We start from the raw sequence: 13,381 nt of genomic DNA on the forward strand, positions 1-13,381 counted from the left end.
GAAATGATCCGCTCCCTCTACATCGCCAAGACCGGCCTGGACGCGCAGCAGACGCAGCTCGACGTCGTGTCGAACAACCTGGCCAACGTCGGCACCACCGGCTTCAAGCGCAGCCGCGCCGTGTTCGAAGACCTCGTCTACCAGAACCTGCGCCAGGTCGGCGGCCAGAGCTCCGACCAGACGCGTTTGCCCTCGGGCCTGCAGGTCGGCACCGGCGTGCACGTGGTCGCCACCGAGCGCATCCACTCGCAGGGCAATCTCACCAAGACCGACAAGCCGACCGACGTGGCCATCAGCGGCAGCGGCTTCTTCCAGGTGCTGATGCCCGACGGCACCACCTCGTACACGCGCGACGGCTCGTTCCAGACCGACCGCGACGGCCAGCTGGTCACCGCCAGCGGCTTCCCGGTGCAACCGGCCATCACTATCCCGGCCAACGCCACCAGCATCACCGTGGGCCGCGACGGCATCGTGTCGGTGGTGCAGGCGGGCGGCACCAACACCGTGCAGGTTGGCCAGCTGCAGCTCGCGACCTTCGTCAACCCGACCGGCCTGCAGAGCATGGGCGAGAACCTGTATGCGGAGACCGACGCCTCGGGCGCGCCCAACCAGGTGAACCCCGGCGTGGACGGTGCGGGCACGCTGAGCCAGGGCTACGTTGAAGCGTCGAACGTCAACGTGGTGGAAGAGCTGGTCAACATGATCGCCACCCAGCGCTCGTACGAGATCAACAGCAAGGCGGTCCAGACCTCGGACCAGATGCTGCAGCGCCTGGCCCAGTTGTGATGGGTGCGGGGGAGCGTCTTCTTCGCCGGGCGGCGGCGCTGCTGCTCGCGGCCTCGCTGGCCGCCGGCTGCGCGCAGGTGCCGCGCGAGCCGCTGGTGCACCAGCCGATGACGGCGCGCGCCGACCAGTACGCGGCCGTGCAGGCGCGGCGCGCCCCCGGTGCGATCTTCCAGGACGGCCCCGGCGCCAACGCGCTGTTCGAAGACCGCCGCCCGCGCAACGTGGGCGACATCCTCACCATCGTCATCAGCGAGAAGGTCAACGCGACCAAGAACTCGGGTGCGAACGCCAGCCGCACAGGCAACACGACCAGCGTGTTCGCGGCCATTCCCAAGCTCATCGGCGGCCTGCTCGACGGGCAGGACACCAAGCTGTCGGGCACCAACACGCTCAACGCCAAGGGTGGCGCCAATGCCAACAACACCTTCAACGGCGTGATCACCGTCACCGTGACCGACGTGATGACCAACGGCAACCTGCTGGTGAGCGGCGAGAAGCAGATGGGCATCAACCAGGGCACGGAGTTCATCCGCTTCTCGGGCGTGGTGAACCCGCGCACCGTGTCGGGCAACAACACCGTGCCCTCGACGCTGGTGGCCGATGCGCGCATCGAGTACTCGGCCAAGGGCTACATCGATGAAGCTCAACACATGGGATGGATGCAAAGAATTTTCCTGAACGTGATGCCGTTCTAGACATGACCAACCCCCAGTCTTCGCGCACTTCGTGTCGCTACGCCAACCCCCTTGCAGGGGGCGATGCCTGCGGCCCGGCAAAGCCGGTTCCGCGGCATCCCACGCATGGTTCGGCTCGCTGGCGCATCGCGGTGCTTGCGGTGGTCGCGTCCATGTTCCTTGCGCCCGCGCACGCGGAACGGCTCAAGGAACTCGCCAGCATTCAAGGCGTGCGCGACAACCCGCTCATCGGCTACGGCCTCATGGTCGGCCTGGACGGCACGGGCGACCAGACGATGCAGACGCCGTTCACCACGCAGAGCCTGAACAACATGCTGCAGCAGCTGGGCATCACGATCCCGCAGGGCGTGAACATGCAGCTGAAGAACGTGGCGGCCGTGATGGTGACGGCCACGTTGCCGTCGTTCGCGCGCCCGGGCCAGAACATCGACGTCACGGTGTCGTCGATGGGCAATGCCAAGAGCCTGCGCGGCGGCACGCTGCTGATGACACCGCTCAAGGGCGTGGACGGCGCAACGTATGCCGTCGCGCAGGGCAACATGGTGGTCGGTGGCGCGGGCGCCGCGGCCAACGGCAGCAAGGTGCAGGTCAACCAGCTCAGCTCGGGGCGCATACCCGCCGGGGCGCTGGTGGAACGCACGGTCGAGGCGCCGGTGGGCGCGGAAGGCTCGTTCACCATCGAGCTGAACCGCTCCGACTTCGGCACCGCGCAGCGCGCTACGGATGCGATCAACCGGCAGTTCGGCGCCGGCACGGCCGAAGCGATGGATGCGCGCGTGATCCGCGTGCAGGCGCCCGAGCCGCAGCGGCGCGTGGGCTTTCTCGCGCAGCTGCAGGAGCTCGAGGTCACGCCCACGCAGGCGGGCGCGCGGGTGGTGGTCAATGCGCGCACGGGCTCGGTCGTGATGAACCAGGCGGTGCGCGTGAAGGACTGCGCCATCGCGCACGGCAACCTGTCGGTGGTGATCAATACCGAGCCGGTGATCAGCCAGCCGGGCGCGTTCTCCGGCGGCAGCACGGTGGTGGCGCAGACCTCGCAGATTTCCGTCAACCAGGGCGGCGGCGCGATCCAGATGGTGCGCGGCGGTGCTTCGCTGGCCGATGTGGTCAAGGGACTGAACAGCCTGGGCGCCAATCCGCAGGACCTGGTGTCGATCCTGCAGGCCATGAAGTCGGCGGGCGCGCTGAGCGCCGAACTCGAAATCATCTGAGGCCAGCGCGATGACCATGTCTCCCAACGCGGCCGACCGCAGCGGCGCGCTCGACCAGCGTTTCGCACTCGATGTGCAGGGCGTCGACGCGCTGCGGCGCACCGTTCGCACTTCGCCCGAGGAGGGCCTGCAGCAGGTCTCGCGCCAGTTCGAGGCGCTGTTCATGAACATGGTGCTCAAGAGCATGCGCGAGGCCACGCCGTCCACCGGCCTGCTCGACAGCCAGGACCAGAAGGTCTACCTCTCGATGTTCGACCAGCAGCTCGCGCAGAACCTCTCGGGGCGTGGCGTGGGGCTGGCCGAGGCGATGCTGGCGCAGTTGCGGCGGCAGATGCCTTCATCCGCACCCGAAGCCGGAACGGACGAAGGCATCGGCACCAAGGCTTTCTCTCTTGAAGCGCCCGCCGGCCTGCCGTACGGCCCGCGCGCGGGCATTCCCATCGGCTCGGCGCCTGCCGGGCGCGTGTCGACCAGCGCCGACCTCGGCGTCTATCAAGTCAGGAGCGGCCCCGCGCCGGCTGCGAACGCCTCGCTGCAAGGCCAGGTCGATGCATTCGTGGACCGCATGGGGGCTTCGGCGCAAGCGGCCAGCGCGGCCAGCGGCGTGCCCGCGCCGTTGATCCTGGCGCAGGCCGCGCTCGAATCCGGCTGGGGCAAGCGGGAGATCCGCGCCGACGACGGCATGCAAAGCTTCAACCTCTTCGGCATCAAGGCCGACCGCGGCTGGAAGGGCGCGACGGTCGAGACCACGACCACCGAGTACATCGACGGCGAGCCGCAGAAGGTGCGCGCGAAGTTCCGTGCCTATGCCTCGTACGAGGAGGCCTTCACCGACTACGCGCGCTTCATCACGCGCAACCCGCGCTACGCCAACGTGCTGGCCACCGCCGACCCGGCTGAGGCTGCGCACGGCCTGCAGCGCGCGGGCTATGCGACCGATCCGCGCTACGGCGAGAAGCTGGTTCGCATCATGCAGAAGCTCGGCTGAGCCATTCGCCCTGCCGACTGCCCGGACCCGAGAACAACGATACGAGAGGCCCCGAGAGGAGACAAGCGAATGACGGTAAAGAATTGGACGATCGGCATGCGCCTGGGCGCAGGCTTTGCGCTGGTGCTGGCGCTGCTGGTGGCCGTGGCGGGCACCGGCGTGCTGCGGCTGCGGCACGTGGGCGAGGCCACGCAGGAGCTGGCCTCGCGCACCTTGTCGAAGGAGCGGCTGGCCGCTGCCTGGCAGCTGGGCACCGCCACCAACAGCGTGCGCACCTTCGCGCTGCTCAAGAGCGACGATGCGCAGGTGCAGGCGCACCTGCAAAAGCAGATCGCCGCCACCAGCGCCACCATCTCCGAAACGCAGAAGGCGCTCGAAGCGCTGCTCACGACACCCGACGAGCTGGCGTTGAGCGCCGACATCCAGAAGCGGCGCGGCGACTATGTCGCACTGCGCAAGCAGATCCTCGAGTTGAAGGCCGGTGGGCAGAAGGACGAGGCCGCGACGCGCACCGACACGCAGCTGCTGCCGATGCTCGATGGCTACGACGCGAGCATCCGTGCCATGGTGTCGCACCAGCAGAAGCACATCGACAGCACCGCAGCCGCCATCGACGTGCAATACCGCACCGGCCGGCTCTACATCGTCGCGCTGGCCGTGGCCGCGCTGGCGTTGGGCGTGGTGCTCGCGTGGCTGCTGACGCGCAGCATCGCCCAGCCGGTCGCCGAGGCGCTGCTGATCGCCGAGACCGTCGCCTCGGGTGACCTGAGCCAGGAGTTCGAGACCGACCGCGGCGGCGACTTCGGCCGGCTGTTGCGCGGCATGGGCGAGATGGAAGACACGCTCACCGATCTCGTGACGCGCATCAAGGCCTCGACCGATTCGATTGCGGTGGCGTCCCGGCAGATCGCGGCGGGCAACCAGGACCTGTCGTCGCGCACCGAGGAGCAGGCCAGTTCGCTGGAGCAGACGGCTGCATCGATGGAAGAGCTGACCTCGACGGTGAAGCAGAACGCGGACAACGCGCGGCAAGCGAATCAGCTGGCGGTGTCGGCTTCGGAAGTCGCGGTGAAGGGCGGCGCTGTGGTGTCCCAAGTGGTGGACACGATGGGCTCGATCAACGCGTCTTCGAAAAAGATCGTGGACATCATCGGCGTGATCGACGGCATCGCGTTCCAGACGAACATCCTGGCGCTGAATGCTGCGGTCGAAGCTGCACGTGCAGGCGAGCAAGGCAGGGGCTTTGCCGTGGTCGCCTCGGAAGTCCGCAGCCTTGCCCAACGTTCGGCCGCAGCAGCCAAGGAGATCAAGACCCTGATCGGCGACTCGGTGGAAAAGGTCGAAGAAGGCAGCAAGCAGGTCGCCGAAGCCGGTCGCACGATGGAAGAGATCGTGGGCAGCGTCAAGCGTGTGACGGACATCATGGGCGAGATCACGGCAGCAAGCCAGGAGCAGACCTCAGGCATCGAGCAGATCAACCAGGCGATCACGCAGATGGACCAGGTGACGCAGCAGAACGCGGCGTTGGTGGAAGAGGCCTCGGCGGCGGCGCAGTCGCTGCAGGAGCAGGCTGGCAGCCTCGTGCAGGCCGTGAGCACCTTCAAGCTCGACGCCGACGAAGCCGTGGCGGCTTGAGCGCCCGTGGCTGCGCATCTGTATCCGGCAACCGTGCGTCGCGTCGGCATCGGTTTTGCCGTGCTGCTCGTCCTGCTGGTGGTTGCGCTCATCCTGGGCTTCCGTGTCGGCACGGGCTGCGTGTGGGCGCCCCGGGCCGTGCTCGCGCTGGCGGCCGCCGCCTGCCTGACGGGCCTCGGCCTGGCCTGCCTCGCGGCGCGTGCGCGGGCCCGTGCGATGCGCCACCACGCCAAGGTCGCCGAGCGGCTGGACCGGGTGTTTCAGCACCTGAACGCCACGAAGGCCTGACAGCACGCATGCACCCGCGCGCCGATTCGCACCTAACTTCAGAAAAAAGACTCAAGTCTGGCCGTGCGCTGCCGATAACAGGGAGACGGGGTGGCGCAGGCCGCCTCGTCATGCCGTCATGTCATGCCGGTGGCCCGTCGCGCGATGCGGCCACCGCTGTCCGTTATTGAAAGAAGAGAAGCGCAATGAGTTTGAAGGATCTGAAAATCGGCGCCCGCCTGGGGCTCGGCTTCGCGGTGTTGCTGCTGCTGATGGCGTTCATTGCGGGCACCGGCGTGCTGCGCCTGATGAGCGTGGGCGAGGCCACCGAAGAGATGGTGGAAAGCGCGCTGGTCAAGGAGCGCCTGGCGGTCGAATGGCTCAGCCTGCTGAAGTCGAACACCGTCGCCAACTTCGCGATGGTCAAGACCACCGATCCTGAAGTGGCGGCCTATTTCGCCAAGCTTCAGGCGGCCGGATCGGCACGCATCACGCCGGCGCAGAAGAAGCTGGAAGCGATGCTGTCCAGCCCGGAAGAAAAGGCGCTCTATGCCGCGGTGGTCGCGGCGCGCGTCATCGTGCTGGAAACCGTGGGCACGCTCAACAAGCTCAAGGACGAGAAGCGGCTCGACGAGGCCAACGCGCTGGTCGACACCAAGTTCACGGCGGCGCTCACCGTTTATGCCAACGCCGTCGAGAGCCTGGCGAATCACCAGCGCGAGCGGATCGACGCCGCCGCCAAGGGCATCGCGGCCGACCACTCGCAGGGCCGCACCACGCTGCTCGTGCTGTCGGCCATTGCACTGGCCGTGGGCGCGCTGCTCGCATGGCGCCTGACGCTGGGCATCGTGCGCCCGCTGGGCCGTGCGCTCGAAGTGGCCGAGACGGTGGCGGCCGGCGACCTGAGCGCGAGCATCCGCGTGGACAGCCGCGATGAAGCGGGGCAGTTGATGCAGGCCCTGAAGGACATGAACGCCAACCTGGCGAAGGTGGTGGGCGAGGTGCGCACGGGCACGGAAACCATCGCCACGGCGTCGGGGCAGATCGCCTCGGGCAACCAGGACCTGTCCTCGCGCACCGAAGAGCAGGCCAGTTCGCTGGAGCAGACGGCGGCGTCGATGGAAGAACTGACTTCGACGGTCAAGCAGAACGCGGACAACGCGCGGCAAGCGAATCAGCTGGCGGTGTCGGCGTCCGAGGTTGCCGTGAAGGGCGGTGCAGTCGTGTCCCAAGTGGTGGACACGATGGGCTCGATCAATGCCTCGTCCAAGAAGATCGTGGACATCATCGGCGTGATCGACGGCATCGCGTTCCAGACCAACATCCTGGCGCTGAATGCTGCGGTCGAAGCTGCACGCGCAGGTGAGCAGGGCCGCGGCTTTGCCGTGGTCGCTTCGGAAGTCCGCAGCTTGGCCCAACGCTCCGCAGCTGCCGCCAAGGAGATCAAGACCCTGATCGGCGACTCGGTGGAAAAGGTCGAGGAAGGCAGCAAGCAGGTCGCCGAAGCCGGCCGCACGATGGAAGAGATCGTGGGCAGCGTGAAGCGTGTGACGGACATCATGGGCGAGATCACGGCGGCGAGCCAGGAGCAGACCTCGGGCATCGAGCAGATCAACCAGGCGATCACGCAGATGGATCAGGTGACGCAGCAGAACGCGGCGCTGGTCGAAGAGGCCTCGGCGGCGGCGCAGTCGCTGCAGGAGCAGGCCGGCAGCCTGTCGCAGGTCGTCGGCGTGTTCCGCCTTGGCGGCAGCGCCGGCAGCAGCAACAGCCACGCGCTGGCACTGGCCTGAAGGCGACGCACCGGCCATGCGTGTCAATCTGCCCGTCACCGACATCGAGTACGAACTCTCGAAGGAAGAGGCCCTGGTGTCCCGCACCGACCTCAAGGGACGCATCACCTACGTCAACCCGGCCTTCGTCGCGGCCAGCGGCTTCTCGAGGGCCGAACTCATGGGCAAGGCGCACAACATCGTGCGCCACCCCGACGTGCCGCCGGAGGCTTTTGTCGACCTCTGGCGCACGCTGGACCAGGGCCTGCCGTGGACCGGCCTCATCAAGAACCGGCGCAAGAACGGCGACTTCTACTGGGTGCTCGCCAACGTCACGCCGATCCGCCAGCAGGGCCGTGTGGAGGGCTACATGTCCGTGCGCAGCCGGCCTGCGCGCGAAGACGTGTTGGCCGCCGATGCGCTCTACCGCCGCATGCGCGAGGGCGAGGCCAAGGGCCTTGAACTGTTGCAGGGCGAAGTGGTGCGCAGCGGCTGGACGCGTCCGCTGGCGCGGCTGCGGCGCTTTCCGGTGCGTCACCGCGTGTTCGGCGTGACGGTCGCGGCGGCCGTGCTGTCATTGGGTCTGGGCGCCGCAGGCTGGGTCGAAGCGTCCCGGCTGGCCGCGTCTTCCGGCGCGCACAGCTGGTTGCCCGCCGCCGTGGTGTCGAGCGGCATCGGCGCCGCGCTGGCGTGGCTGGGCCTGGGTGCGTTCCTCGGGCGCACGGTGTTCCGTCCGCTGGACGATGCGATCGAGGTGGCGCGCACCATCGCGGGCGGTGACCTGGTCCGCTTCACGGTGCGGCCCGGCGATGAGATCGCGGGGCTGCTGCGCGCGCTGAACCAGATGAGCGCCAACCTCTTCGCGATCGTCGCGGACGTGGACGCGAACGTCGCGGGCGTGATGTCGGCATCGAGCCAGATCGCCTCGGGCAACCAGGACCTGTCGTCGCGCACGGAAGAGCAGGCCAGTTCGCTGGAGCAGACGGCGGCGTCGATGGAAGAGCTGACCTCGACCGTGAAGCAGAACGCGGACAACGCATTGCAGGCGAACCAGCTGGCCGTCTCCGCTTCGGAAGTGGCGGTGAAGGGCGGGGACGTGGTGTCGCAGGTGGTGGACACGATGGGCTCGATCAACGCCTCGTCGAAAAAGATCGTCGACATCATCGGTGTGATCGACGGCATCGCGTTCCAGACCAACATCCTCGCGCTGAATGCGGCGGTGGAAGCGGCCCGCGCGGGCGAGCAGGGCAAGGGCTTTGCGGTGGTCGCCTCGGAAGTCCGAAGCCTGGCGCAGCGCTCGGCCGCTGCCGCGAAGGAAATCAAGCAGCTGATCGGAGACTCGGTGGAGAAGGTCGAGGCGGGCAGCAAGCAGGTGGCCGAGGCCGGCCGCACCATGCAGGAGATCGTCGGCAGCGTGCGGCGCGTGACCGACATCATGGGCGAGATCACGACCGCGAGCCAGGAGCAGACCTCGGGCATCGAGCAGATCAACCAGGCCATTGCCCAGATGGACCAGGTGACGCAGCAGAACGCGGCGCTGGTCGAAGAGGCGTCGGCCGCGGCGCAGTCGCTGCAGGAACAAGCCGAGGGCCTGGTCCAGGCCGCACAGGTATTTAGGACCGGGGCGGGCGAGGGTGCCACGGCCCGGCACGCGCATTGAACGAGGAGAAGAACACATGCTGAACAACACCAGAGACACATCGCCGCGAGCCGCGGCCCCCGCCGCTTCGGCGCCCGTCGCGAGCCGCCTGGAGGTCGTGACCTTCAAGCTCGGCGACGAGGAATACGGCATCGACATCCAGAAGGTGCAGGAGCTGCGTGGCTACGACGCCGTGACGCGCATCGCGAACGCGCCGGAGTACATCAAGGGCGTGGTCAACCTGCGCGGCATCATCGTGCCGATCATCGACATGCGCATCAAGTTCGAGCTGGGCTCGCCCACCTATGACCAGTTCACGGTGGTGATCGTGCTGAACATCGGGGGCCGCGTGGTGGGGATGGTGGTGGACAGTGTGTCGGACGTGATCACGCTCACGGCCGAGCAGATCAAGCCGGCGCCCGAAATGGGCTCGGTGCTCGACACCGACTACCTGATCGGGCTGGGCACGCTGGACGAACGCATGCTCATCCTGGTGGACATCGACCGGCTGATGTCCAGCGAAGAGATGGGCCTCATCGAATCCGCCGCCACCGCCTGAGGACCGCGCCATGACATTCTTTTCGAACCTTCGCATCGGCACCCGCCTGACGCTCGCCTTCGCGGTCGTGCTGGGGCTGTCCCTCATCTCCAGCGCGGTGGGCCTGATCTCCGCGCGCAACAACGCCGAAGCCACGCGGGTCATGATGCAAAGCCCGCTGGCCAAGGAGCGGCTCATCGCCGACTGGTACGTGCTGACCTACTCGGCCATCGCACGCACCTCGATGATCGCGCGCACTACGGACGAGGCGCTGCCGGTGCTGTTCGCCGACGTGATCTCCGACAGCGTGAAGAAGGGCACCGAAACCATGGCCAAGGTCGAGGCGCTGCTGGTCACCGAGGAAGAGAAGGCGACCTTCAAGTCCATCGTCGAGCTGCGCGCCAAGTACCAGGCCGCCAAGGACGACGTGACCCGGGCCAAGGCCGGCGGCAACACGGTCGAGACCGTGCGTGCCTACCAGCTGTCGTTCCAGCCGGCCGCCAAGGCCTACGAGAATCGCGTGCTCGAACTGCTGGCCATCGAGCGCCGCGCCATCGACGACATGAGCCATGCCATCGACGCGGCGAATGCGAAGAGCTTCAACCTGCGGCTGCTGTTGACGGCGCTCACGGTGCTGCTGGGTGGCCTGTTCGCCTTCTTCATCTCGCGCAGCATCGTGCGCCCGCTGGCCAAGGCCGTCGGCGTGGCCGAGACGGTGGCCGCCGGCGATCTGAGCGCGAACATCCGCGTGGACAGCCGCGACGAGACGGGCCAGCTGATGCAGGCGCTGAAAGACATGAACACCAACCTGGCGAAGGTGGTGGGCGAAGTGCGCACGGGCACGGAGACGATCGCCACGGCGTCGGGGCAGATCGCCTCGGGCAACCAGGACCTGTCGTCGCGCACCGAAGAGCAGGCCAGCTCGCTGGAGCAGACGGCTGCGTCGATGGAAGAGTTGACCTCGACGGTGAAGCAGAACGCGGACAACGCACGGCAGGCCAATCAGCTGGCGGTGTCGGCTTCGGAGGTTGCGGTGAAGGGCGGCGCGGTCGTGTCACAGGTGGTGGACACGATGGGCTCGATCAATGCCTCGTCCAAGAAGATCGTGGACATCATCGGCGTGATCGACGGCATTGCGTTCCAGACCAACATCCTGGCGCTGAATGCTGCGGTCGAAGCTGCACGCGCAGGTGAGCAGGGCCGCGGCTTTGCCGTGGTCGCATCGGAAGTTCGCAGCCTCGCCCAACGCTCCGCAGCTGCCGCCAAGGAGATCAAGACCCTGATCGGCGACTCGGTGGAAAAGGTCGAGGAAGGCAGCAAGCAGGTCGCCGAAGCCGGCCGCACGATGGAAGAGATCGTGGGCAGCGTCAAGCGTGTGACGGACATCATGGGCGAGATCACGGCGGCGAGCCAGGAGCAGACCTCGGGGATCGAGCAGATCAACCAGGCGATCACGCAGATGGACCAGGTGACGCAGCAGAACGCGGCGCTGGTCGAAGAGGCCTCGGCGGCGGCGCAGTCGCTGCAGGAGCAGGCCGGCAGCCTCGTGCAGGCGGTGAGCGTCTTCAAGCTCGACGCGCACGCAGTCGCCACCACCCGCGCCAGCTTCACGCGCATCACGCCGATCCCCAAGCCGCCGAAGCCGACGCCGCCGGCCCCGAAGCCGCGTGCCAAGGCCCTGCCCACGCGCCGCGAACCGAGTGGCGCACCGCAGCTCGCCATGGCTGGCGACGCGAAGGGCGACTGGTCGGAGTTCTAAGAAAGGTGTGAACGAACACGCGCGCCCTCAACTTCGGGCGCGCGCTGCCGATAAGCACTCCAGGGCATCGCGCGCGATGCCACCCCCACACCCCCTTTGACAGGTAAAGCCCCATGTCCGGAAGCATGTTCTACACAGGCCTGAGCGGCCTCTCGGTCGCCCGCGCCGCGCTGATGACCACGGCCCACAACACCGCCAACGTGTACACGGCCGGCTACAGCCGTCAGGTGGCCCAGATCGCCACGGCCGGCGGCATCGCCAGCGGCTCGGGCTTCATCGGCTCGGGCGCCAACGTGACGACCGTGTCGCGCAGCTACGACCGTTACCTGACGGCGCAGCTCGCAGCCGCGCAGTCGCAGTCGGCCGCGCTCGCCACCAACGGGGTGCAGGTCAACCGCATCGACATGCTGCTGGCCGACAAGACCTCGGGCATCGCGCCGCTGATGCAGAGCTTCTTCACCAGCGTGCAGGGCGTGGCCAACACGCCGGCCGACCCGGCGGCGCGCCAGCAGATGATCAGCGCCGCGCAGTCGCTGGCCAGCAAGTTCCGCGCGACCGACCAGTACCTGTCGGACCTGAACACCTCGGTCAACGAGCAGATCGTGGGCAGCGTGAACCAGATCAACACCTACGCCGCCAAGATCGCCAGCCTGAACCAGCAGATCAGCCAGATGAGCGCGATCGCCGGCGGCCAGCCGCCGAACGACCTGCTCGACCAGCGCGACCAGCTCGTGAGCGAGCTGAGCCAGGTGGTCGACGTGCGCGTGCTGCAGCAGGACGACGGCAAGTACAACGTGTTCATCGCCACCGGCCAGTCGCTGGTGGTGGGCGAGCATGCTTCGAAGATGGCGGCGGTGGCGTCGTCGTCCGACCCGACGCGCCAGGTGGTGGCGCTGTCGGGCTTTGCCGGCAACACCGTCGAGCTTGACGACGGCGCCTTCACCGGCGGCGTGCTCGGTGGCCTCATGGCCTTCCGCAAGGACACGCTGATCCCCACGCAGAACGCCGTTGGCCGGCTCGCCATGTCGGTGGCCGATGCGGTGAATGCGCAGCACAAGCTGGGCGTGGACCTGAACGGCGCGCTGGGCCAGAACTTCTTCTCGCAGGCCGTGCCGGGCACGATCGCCAACGCAGGCAACACGGGCAACCTCGAATTCGGCGCCACGCTGACCGATGCGTCGAAGCTCACGACCAGCGACTACAACGTCAGCGTCACCGACGTGGGGGGCACGCTCACCTACACGGTCACGCGGCTCTCGGACCGCACGCCGATGGGCAGCTTCACCACCTTTCCCATCAGCTTCGACGGCGTGAGCCTTACGGCCGCGAGCGGCACGGCGAAGGCCGGCGACTCGTTCCTGGTGCAGCCCACGCGCACCGGTGCGCGCGACATCGACGTGCAGGTGCGCGACCCCGCCAGGGTGGCCGCTGCATCGCCGGTGATCACCGGCAACACCGCGGGCAACAAGGGCACCGGCGCATTGGGCGCGGCCACGGTCGATGCCGCGTACCCGGGCTCGCCGCTGGCCGGCAACCTCACGCTGACCTTCAATGCGAGCACCGGCACGCTGTCGGGCTTTCCGGCCGGCTCGGCCGTGACGGTCACGCGTGCCGACGGCACCGCCACCAGCTACCCGGCCGGCACGCCCGTGCCGTACACGGCGGGCGCGAAGATGAGCTTCGACGGCATCACCGTCGCCATGACGGGCGCGCCCGCGCAAGGCGACACCTTCACCATCGGCAAGAACACTGGCGGCGTGTCCGACGGCGGCAATGCGCTGCTGCTGGGCGCGTTGCAGCGCAAGACCACGATGTCGAACGGCACCGCGACCTTCAACGGCGCCTACTCGCAGCTGGTGAGCGACGTGGGCAACCGCGCGATGTCGATCAAGGTCGCCGCCACCACGCAGGACAGCGTGACCGGCCAGATCAAGGCCAGCCAGCGTGCGATTTCCGGCGTGATCCAGGACGAGGAAACCAGCAACCTGCTGATGTTCCAGCAGATGTACCAGGCCAACGCCAAGGTGATCCAGACCGCCTCGGCGATGTTCGACGCCATCCTCGGCATCCGCAGCTAAGTTACCCCTCGCA

At 67.6% G+C, this 13,381-nt stretch carries 11 protein-coding genes; all 11 read left to right on the top strand.

Translation table 11 applies throughout. The annotated features are described in order from the left end of the window. Positions 1-3 precede the first annotated feature (3 nt). The 11 genes from flgG (at position 4) to flgK (ending at position 13,368) form a co-directional block, all read left to right on the top strand. Entirely contained in the window at positions 4-786 is a 783-nt protein-coding gene (gene flgG / locus D3H34_RS07485) for a flagellar basal-body rod protein FlgG (protein ID WP_119552808.1), read from the top strand. Further along, entirely contained in the window at positions 786-1,481 is a 696-nt protein-coding gene (locus tag D3H34_RS07490; RefSeq protein WP_119552809.1) for a flagellar basal body L-ring protein FlgH, read from the top strand. The genes flgG and D3H34_RS07490 overlap by 1 nt, the downstream gene beginning before the upstream one ends. Positions 1,482-1,633: 152 nt before the next feature. After that, positions 1,634-2,692, top strand: a complete 1,059-nt coding sequence (locus tag D3H34_RS07495; RefSeq protein WP_119552853.1) for a flagellar basal body P-ring protein FlgI — start codon at positions 1,634-1,636, stop codon at positions 2,690-2,692. 16 nt (positions 2,693-2,708) lie between these two features. Then, positions 2,709-3,680 (top strand): flagellar assembly peptidoglycan hydrolase FlgJ, encoded by a 972-nt coding sequence (gene flgJ, locus D3H34_RS07500; protein WP_167481148.1) that lies wholly within the window; start codon positions 2,709-2,711, stop codon positions 3,678-3,680. Between the two features lie 69 nt (positions 3,681-3,749). Beyond that, the gene (locus tag D3H34_RS07505) at positions 3,750-5,315 is read left to right on the top strand and encodes a methyl-accepting chemotaxis protein (protein WP_119552811.1); all 1,566 of its coding nucleotides are present in this window, start codon (positions 3,750-3,752) and stop codon (positions 5,313-5,315) included. Between the two features lie 6 nt (positions 5,316-5,321). After that, positions 5,322-5,603, top strand: coding sequence for a hypothetical protein (locus D3H34_RS07510; protein ID WP_119552812.1), 282 nt, complete (start codon positions 5,322-5,324; stop codon positions 5,601-5,603). A gap of 185 nt (positions 5,604-5,788) precedes the next feature. Further along, the gene (locus tag D3H34_RS07515; RefSeq protein ID WP_119552813.1) at positions 5,789-7,375 is read left to right on the top strand and encodes a methyl-accepting chemotaxis protein; all 1,587 of its coding nucleotides are present in this window, start codon (positions 5,789-5,791) and stop codon (positions 7,373-7,375) included. 16 nt (positions 7,376-7,391) lie between these two features. Further along, a complete protein-coding gene (locus tag D3H34_RS07520) occupies positions 7,392-9,014 on the top strand; it encodes a methyl-accepting chemotaxis protein (protein ID WP_119552814.1) in 1,623 nt (540 codons plus the stop codon). 16 nt (positions 9,015-9,030) lie between these two features. Then, entirely contained in the window at positions 9,031-9,552 is a 522-nt protein-coding gene (locus tag D3H34_RS07525; RefSeq protein ID WP_119552815.1) for a chemotaxis protein CheW, read from the top strand. Positions 9,553-9,562: 10 nt separating this feature from the next. Further along, positions 9,563-11,290: a methyl-accepting chemotaxis protein gene (locus D3H34_RS07530; protein ID WP_119552816.1), complete on the top strand. Its 1,728-nt coding sequence runs from the start codon at positions 9,563-9,565 to the stop codon at positions 11,288-11,290. A gap of 113 nt (positions 11,291-11,403) precedes the next feature. Beyond that, positions 11,404-13,368, top strand: a complete 1,965-nt coding sequence (flgK, locus tag D3H34_RS07535) for a flagellar hook-associated protein FlgK (RefSeq protein WP_119552817.1) — start codon at positions 11,404-11,406, stop codon at positions 13,366-13,368. The last annotated feature ends 13 nt before the right edge of the window (positions 13,369-13,381 follow it).

This window comes from Acidovorax cavernicola (assembly GCF_003581445.1).

What these genes read in the sequence shown, in the direction of transcription:
- D3H34_RS07530 (WP_119552816.1), top strand. Translation starts at nt 9,563, where the DNA reads ATGACATTCTTTTCGAACCTTCGCATCGGCACCCGCCTGACGCTCGCC.
- flgK (WP_119552817.1), top strand. Translation starts at nt 11,404, where the DNA reads ATGTCCGGAAGCATGTTCTACACAGGCCTGAGCGGCCTCTCGGTCGCC.
- flgJ (WP_167481148.1), top strand. Translation starts at nt 2,709, where the DNA reads ATGTCTCCCAACGCGGCCGACCGCAGCGGCGCGCTCGACCAGCGTTTC.
- D3H34_RS07515 (WP_119552813.1), top strand. Translation starts at nt 5,789, where the DNA reads ATGAGTTTGAAGGATCTGAAAATCGGCGCCCGCCTGGGGCTCGGCTTC.
- D3H34_RS07490 (WP_119552809.1), top strand. Translation starts at nt 786, where the DNA reads ATGGGTGCGGGGGAGCGTCTTCTTCGCCGGGCGGCGGCGCTGCTGCTC.
- D3H34_RS07525 (WP_119552815.1), top strand. Translation starts at nt 9,031, where the DNA reads ATGCTGAACAACACCAGAGACACATCGCCGCGAGCCGCGGCCCCCGCC.
- D3H34_RS07495 (WP_119552853.1), top strand. Translation starts at nt 1,634, where the DNA reads ATGTTCCTTGCGCCCGCGCACGCGGAACGGCTCAAGGAACTCGCCAGC.
- flgG (WP_119552808.1), top strand. Translation starts at nt 4, where the DNA reads ATGATCCGCTCCCTCTACATCGCCAAGACCGGCCTGGACGCGCAGCAG.
- D3H34_RS07505 (WP_119552811.1), top strand. Translation starts at nt 3,750, where the DNA reads ATGACGGTAAAGAATTGGACGATCGGCATGCGCCTGGGCGCAGGCTTT.
- D3H34_RS07520 (WP_119552814.1), top strand. Translation starts at nt 7,392, where the DNA reads ATGCGTGTCAATCTGCCCGTCACCGACATCGAGTACGAACTCTCGAAG.